Origin of the sequence: Nitrosospira multiformis (genome assembly GCF_003050865.1) — a bacterium.
GTDB classification, from domain to species: Bacteria; Pseudomonadota; Gammaproteobacteria; order Burkholderiales; family Nitrosomonadaceae; genus Nitrosospira; species Nitrosospira multiformis_E.
Genome location: NZ_QAOK01000059.1, coordinates 1 through 5,872, shown reverse-complemented (window position 1 = coordinate 5,872; position 5,872 = coordinate 1). Strand labels below are relative to the sequence as shown.

8 protein-coding genes are annotated in these 5,872 nt (G+C 50.7%); 4 read left to right on the top strand and 4 right to left on the bottom strand.

All coding sequences use genetic code 11. The features are described from left to right. The first annotated feature begins 149 nt into the window (after nucleotides 1–149). From C8R21_RS15230 to C8R21_RS15220, 3 genes are all read left to right on the top strand, one after another. Nucleotides 150–566, top strand: coding sequence for a response regulator (locus tag C8R21_RS15230; RefSeq protein ID WP_107763453.1), 417 nt, complete (start codon nucleotides 150–152; stop codon nucleotides 564–566). A gap of 111 nt (nucleotides 567–677) precedes the next feature. Beyond that, complete coding sequence (locus C8R21_RS15225) at nucleotides 678–1,091, top strand: response regulator (protein ID WP_107763452.1); 414 nt, start codon at nucleotides 678–680, stop codon at nucleotides 1,089–1,091. 63 nt (nucleotides 1,092–1,154) lie between these two features. Further along, entirely contained in the window at nucleotides 1,155–1,391 is a 237-nt protein-coding gene (locus C8R21_RS15220; RefSeq protein WP_107763451.1) for a hypothetical protein, read from the top strand. Between the two features lie 17 nt (nucleotides 1,392–1,408). Here the strand turns inward: C8R21_RS15220 and C8R21_RS15740 are convergent, their stop codons facing one another. The 4 genes from C8R21_RS15740 to C8R21_RS15200 all read right to left on the bottom strand — a co-directional run bounded on the left by C8R21_RS15740 (nucleotide 1,409) and on the right by C8R21_RS15200 (nucleotide 5,650). Continuing rightward, nucleotides 1,409–1,564 (bottom strand): phosphoenolpyruvate carboxykinase (GTP), encoded by a 156-nt coding sequence (locus C8R21_RS15740; RefSeq protein WP_146162522.1) that lies wholly within the window; start codon nucleotides 1,562–1,564, stop codon nucleotides 1,409–1,411. A gap of 274 nt (nucleotides 1,565–1,838) precedes the next feature. Further along, nucleotides 1,839–2,237 carry an SOS response-associated peptidase family protein gene (locus tag C8R21_RS15215; protein ID WP_258192452.1) on the bottom strand — a complete coding sequence of 133 codons (399 nt, stop codon included), beginning with the start codon at nucleotides 2,235–2,237 and terminating at the stop codon, nucleotides 1,839–1,841. Between the two features lie 912 nt (nucleotides 2,238–3,149). Then, complete coding sequence (locus C8R21_RS15205) at nucleotides 3,150–4,301, bottom strand: sensor histidine kinase (RefSeq protein ID WP_107763448.1); 1,152 nt, start codon at nucleotides 4,299–4,301, stop codon at nucleotides 3,150–3,152. 527 nt (nucleotides 4,302–4,828) lie between these two features. Then, complete coding sequence (locus C8R21_RS15200) at nucleotides 4,829–5,650, bottom strand: DUF932 domain-containing protein (RefSeq protein ID WP_107763454.1); 822 nt, start codon at nucleotides 5,648–5,650, stop codon at nucleotides 4,829–4,831. Nucleotides 5,651–5,689: 39 nt separating this feature from the next. Here C8R21_RS15200 and C8R21_RS16210 point away from each other — a divergent pair. Then, nucleotides 5,690–5,872, top strand: a 183-nt coding sequence (locus tag C8R21_RS16210) for a hypothetical protein (RefSeq protein WP_219906695.1), incomplete at its 3' end; no start/stop codon positions are given.

The window sequence follows — 5,872 nt, the reverse complement described above, 5'->3', positions numbered from 1 at the left end:
ACCGCTTCTTCTTCATGGCAAACAGCCCTCCTTTCAAGGTCAAGTTTGCCGAAAAACTCACTTTCTGTCTGGTCCTGAATTCCTAAAGCAGATCAGTTGAGGAAGGAGTGATAAAATTATGACTAATACGTAAGTGTCGCACCCCTGCCATGGATAATCAAAACCCATCCCTCTCCGGGATCAAGGTGCTGGTCGTTGATGATAACGAAGACACACTGGCGCTCACCAAGCTCATGCTAGGGCTATGCGGCGCCGAAGTAATAGCATCTCCTACTCCTGCGGAGGGGCTGGAGGAGGTGCAGATGCAAAGGCCGGACGCCATCATCAGTGACATCAGCATGCCTCAGATGGATGGCTACCAGTTCATGCAGGCCGTGCGGAATCTGCCGGCACATAACGGCAGAGACACTCCAGCCATAGCCGTCACTGCTTTCAGTCGCCCCCAAGACCGGGCAAGAGCGTTCAATGCCGGTTTCCAGGCGCATCTTTCCAAACCCGTCTCATTACAGGTGCTAGTTGATGCAATTGCAGGTATCATAAACATGCCTAGCAACTTGCCTAATTGACGGAGACAAAGGCGCAATTTCCGCTTCTCTCTTTCTTGTCCTTCCCCTCCTCCTTTCATGTCTCTTTACGAGCGTTAAGCGCCAATTGCCCCCCCAGTATAGGAAACCGCTGTGAGGGTCACTAACAAACCGATTCTTCTCGTTGAGGACGACCAGGTGGACATGATGAGGGTTACCCGTGCCCTCAAGGAAATTGATGTTGTGAATCAGGTTGTGCACCGGGAAAACGGGGAAGAGGCCCTAAATTACCTGCGGAATGAGAAAAGTGAGAAACCCTGTATCATTTTGCTCGACTTGAACATGCCTATCATGAATGGCATCGAATTCCTGCAAACAGTGAAAAAGGACGAGAGGCTCAGACGTATTCCCGTAGTGGTGCTGACCACTTCCGATGACCAACAGGACAAGCTGAACAGCTTCAATTTCGGCGTTGCAGGATATATGGGAAAGCCCGTCGACTACCAGCAATTCGTGGAAGTCATGCGTTCCATTGATGGCTATTGGACCATTAGCCAAATGCCGTAATCAGGGGCAGAAATTTATTAAGATCAATATGAAGCGAAGTACCACAATCCTAAGGAGCTACCAGTGATTAGAGCAGCCTGGCTTCTGCCAGGGGTTTTTGTATTGGCCTGCGAGCGGGAAGTACCGCACGTTGACGATCCGTACAACATCGTAGTCAACGGCGAAGAGATGAGCCAAACTGATTTCATCAACAAATATTGTACCGGGAAAGAAAAGGATTCGACTTGTTCCAAGGTATTGGACGCAGCAGTTAAAAGTCTCATGGATAGGGCGCGACCCAGTCAGAGGCGAATGAACTAGTAATCTGGCGACCAACTTCAGGTCTTGCAAAGATTTCCCAGTAACGCAATAAGCTCTTCCCGCTCTGCTTTCGGCAGGGTTTCCAGGAAATTCTTTAGAATCTCTCGAGACTGCTCCAGTTCCTCGTTCCACAGATCAGGCGCGTGTTCTTCGAATTGAATACTCCCGTCCACTTATCCCTCTCACTAAATGGCAATAGATCAATATTGCATTTCGATTAGATTGTTGGCTTTTCGTGAAACGAAAAGTCTGCCGTAATCTTAAGCAGTCCCAAAAACCTAAGCCGAGACAGAGATTTAGAGAGTTATCAACAGACCTATCAACGCTAATCGTGGAAAACTCAACTGGCCTATGACAAGCAGCAAATGAGGAAAGGTTATGCGTTTTCTGGCGCGCTTACAGGCTCCAGCAATTCTTTCCTGTCGTTATATGGATCAGCGCGGCGCGTCACCACGTGACTTCGGTCGACAGCGACCTGCTTTGGGCAATGTAAGCCGCCTCCTCTACCGGCGTTTCCTGATCCATCCAGCGCCAGGCATCCTCCGGTTGCAGGACCACTGGCCGCCGATCATGCATATCCACCATTCCCCCTCGGAGTCTTGTGTGACGATGACAAATCCCGTTTCGACTGTCTGATGAGTGATGAGTGAATGGCTTGTAGTTCGTAATCGCTGCCATGAAGATTGGCTCCCTGTCCTTTCGGGTGATGTACCAGGGCTGTTTCCTGCCGCCTTCAGGCAGCCATTCGTACCAGCCTCCTGTGGGAATGATTACCCTCCCCTCCCGAAACATGTGGCGGAAATAACGCCCCGTTAAAGTAAAGCTTCTCGATTGGCATTGATCCAAGGTTTTCGGTTCGCCGCCGCCTCCAGGGACTGATGCATTTGTTACCGGTTGGCGGCATGATGGGTAGTTGGGTCAACTGCATGCACCCAGCCTGCCTGGGCAAGCCGGAAACATCCGATTCAGGGGTCGTAACGATTATTGTGAGCCACCGTACAGATGAGAATCAGCATATTTCTTAAGATGCAATTACTATGGCATAGATCATAGTAACTTAGTTAGCCCCATCAGTTGATGGCAAGCCGTAGGCAACAACGGGAAGTACGTGTTGGTGCCGTTTGTACCTTAAATTAACAGAGACACTTAAATGGGGGACAAGTATGGATGCCTTCTTAGATGATCCACTCGAAAACTGGGACCTGGACGAAAACTGGGACCTGGAAGAGATCCCAGCATTAAGAGAACTTTGGCAAAACGAGAATATTCCCTGGAAGTGGGAACACGCAAGTATTACTCCCGAATCGTTGGAGTAAAAATCCGCGGCGCAGAATGGGTCTGTGGCGATACCCATTCTGCAATATAACATTAGTCACGGCTTAGCTCGGGCCAAGTGGGCGCTGATATTTTGAGACTCAGGAAAAAATGCCTTGGCAGAGCTTTGCCGTCGCCTGGTGGCGAAGGATCAATGCAAGGACGCGCGTGCGAGGCTTGCTCTAACGATAGAGCTTTTCAGCGAAGAATGGAGGTGTGAAGCAGTGGTTTTACAGTTGAGCAAAATTATTCGGGTGCTGGGGACAAGCACAGCGCCCATTTCGGTATTGCGTTATTGCTCCCGTCCTCCTAGAAGCAGATAAGCAATTACAAAGTGAGCTTCGGCATCATTACCACCTTTCATGTAATCGCTCGAGGAGTAAAAAAGAATTCAGGCTGAAACGGAAAAGTTATTCAGCTTTACGTCTGTCTCTGCTTGCAGGATCACTCTCCCTCGAGTGTTGGGGCATGCTGATAGGGCCTGGCATCCGCTGGCATGCTTATCAGGAAAGTTGTTCCGCGGTGTTCTGCACTATCAACTTCAATACTTCCACCATGACTTTCCGCAACACTGCGCACGTACGGCAAACCTATGCCCCAGCCTTTCTTGTTCCCTTCCCTTGCCGCTGCTGCTCTTTGGAATATCTGGAATATGGACTCTATTTGTCCCTTGGGAATGGGCTCTCCTTCATTATGTACGGTCAGTACCACACGTCCATGTACTGGATCAATTTTGATCCTGACAGGAGTGTCAGAAGCTCCATATTTGACGGCATTGCCAAGAAGGTTTTCCATCGCCCTTTTGATGGCTTCCCGATCCCACCAGACTCTGGCAGAGCGGGCAATGAGTTGAAAACGCGGCCCATGCGCGAAATTGAATTGCTCACACACTTCCTTCGCGAGCTCCTGCATGTCGAATTCTTCGAGCCGAAGCTGTAGCCGTTCTCCACTCTGGAATCGGGCCGAATCGAGCAAATCCTGAATCATTCCGTCCATACGATCGAGGCTTGCAACAATTTGCCCTGCAAATTCCTTTATCCTGTCCAACTCTGAGGAGTGTTCAATCAATTGGGCAGCAAGTTTTGCATTTGATAATGGATTTCTCAGGTCATGGGTCAGAGCGGCCATGAATCTTTCGCGCAGCGCTAATTGCGCAAGGGCGAAGGCATTTACTGCCTCACGCACTGACCCATCAATGGAAGCATTGATCCGGTAAATTTCGTCATCGTTAAGCTGAACGCCATTCCCCTTTAAAACCTCAAAGATCGTCCATCGCAGTATCTGATATTCAAATATGACTGAATGGACGTTGTAGCTCGTCAGCCTAGCGCGCTCGCCACCATGCTCACTCGCTACAGTGTTGCTTTCATTTCCCGTGGCCCTGGGGTAGCCCGGGGTAATCGCTTCTGCGATGTTGTCATATAGGGACGGGAAAGTATTGATCAGGATCGGGTGGGGCAGCTGTTCAGCTTCCTCAAGGGATTGCCGAACCCTTTCTGCCCATTCCCACAGGACCTCATCCCGAAGCTCCAACATCCTCCTGGCATTTGGGGACAGCTTTTCAAGGTCGAGATTCTGGTCAGTTGCCAAAGTCATAAATGATTGCCCTTGTCTGTAGGATCCAAAAACCAGACTACGGTTGCAACGTCTGGCTCGGATATAAAGGAGAAACAAATTAGGTTTGCCACACACCGAATCAGGGGTACCGGTTGTGTGACCGGTGGAACGGCGCGCATTTTAGCGTCCCGTCACGGCCTGGTCTAGGATATTGTGAGATTGCTAAGGGACATTCGTGAGCTGTAGCGGGGCAAAAGGTAATGTTCTCGATCAAAATGGCGTAGTGGTTGAGCCATGCGGAAGACGGGCTATTCTGCGAAGAGAACGTTTCTTAAAACAAGAGTGTCGCTTACCGCGCAGTATGAGCTTTCAAGAAGTATTAATCTAACTTCCATGCCGTAACAAGATTGGGATTTATGAATAAGGATCAAGTGAAAGGACTGCGAAAGCCATCGCGGGAAGAATCGAGAAAGTGGCTGGAAGGACAATAGGAAGCTTGTAGTTGGGCAATACTCTACACCTCTACATGGAGGGACTAAACAAACTAGCCCCTCCCCGTAATACAGCTATTTCAACTTTCTCATTTCCTCGGCCAGCACCCACAAGGCACGATTGAGCTTCACGTTCTGGTCAATGCCGCTCACGGCACGGGTGGTCATGGAGCGCCCGGATTTGTTCCGCCCTCGTATTCCGCCCTTGATCATGTTTTCCTGAACACGGCTGAAGGTCGTCCACATGTCGCTTGCGCGATCTGAAAAACGCCGGGGCGTCGGTAAATCCCTTTCCGTAATTGGCACCGATTTTTCCGCATCTTCATATTTGAGGGTCAAGGCGGCGCGTGCGAAAGCCGCTTGTTCGCCTTCATTCAACGTGAGCGATTTCATCTCTTCGAGCTGTTCACCGACTGTCTCGAAGCTCTCCAGTACAGTATATGCTCCATCTATGATGGTGTTCACGGCATCACCGTTATGCCGCACCCGCACATCATGCAGGGTGTCTCCACACACCATTCCATTGGCGCACACGAAACGGAACATTCCGGCCATCATCTGGTAGGAACTGCTCCCGTCATGGCTGTTGAGCAGGATGATCTCGTTTGCTTCCTCGCCGTTGATCTGGCTTGCATGGCGCAAACGAAGCATATGCTTGGTGTATTCCCGCTTTCCCTCATCCCGCACGCGCGCCTGGCAAACCATGAAAGGCTCGAATCCTTCATGGCGCAGGCCTCGCAGGATTTGGCTGGTAGGAATATAGGCGTACCGGTCGGAGCGGCTGTAATGCTTGCCCTGGGCAAAGATCGAGGGTGCAACCCACGCTATCTGTTCATCGGACAGTGGATGTGCGGAACGGAAAACTGCAGGATTACGGAAACTGCTAGCGAGTGTCATGATTGCCTCCTTGAAGAGATGGTTGATGAAGGAGCGGCTGTGAAGGATCACATCCTCTCATTCGGACTCTCCTCGCCTCGCCCCTGGGGGCGACGGGAGTGGGGAGACAGCCCTTGCCCTCACGGGCAAGGGTTGGGAATGGGTGGGGTAAAAGCCAGGCAAATAGCGGGCTATGGCTTCCCGTGTATTCTTTTATCCCCCCAGCAATATAGTTACTCCGTC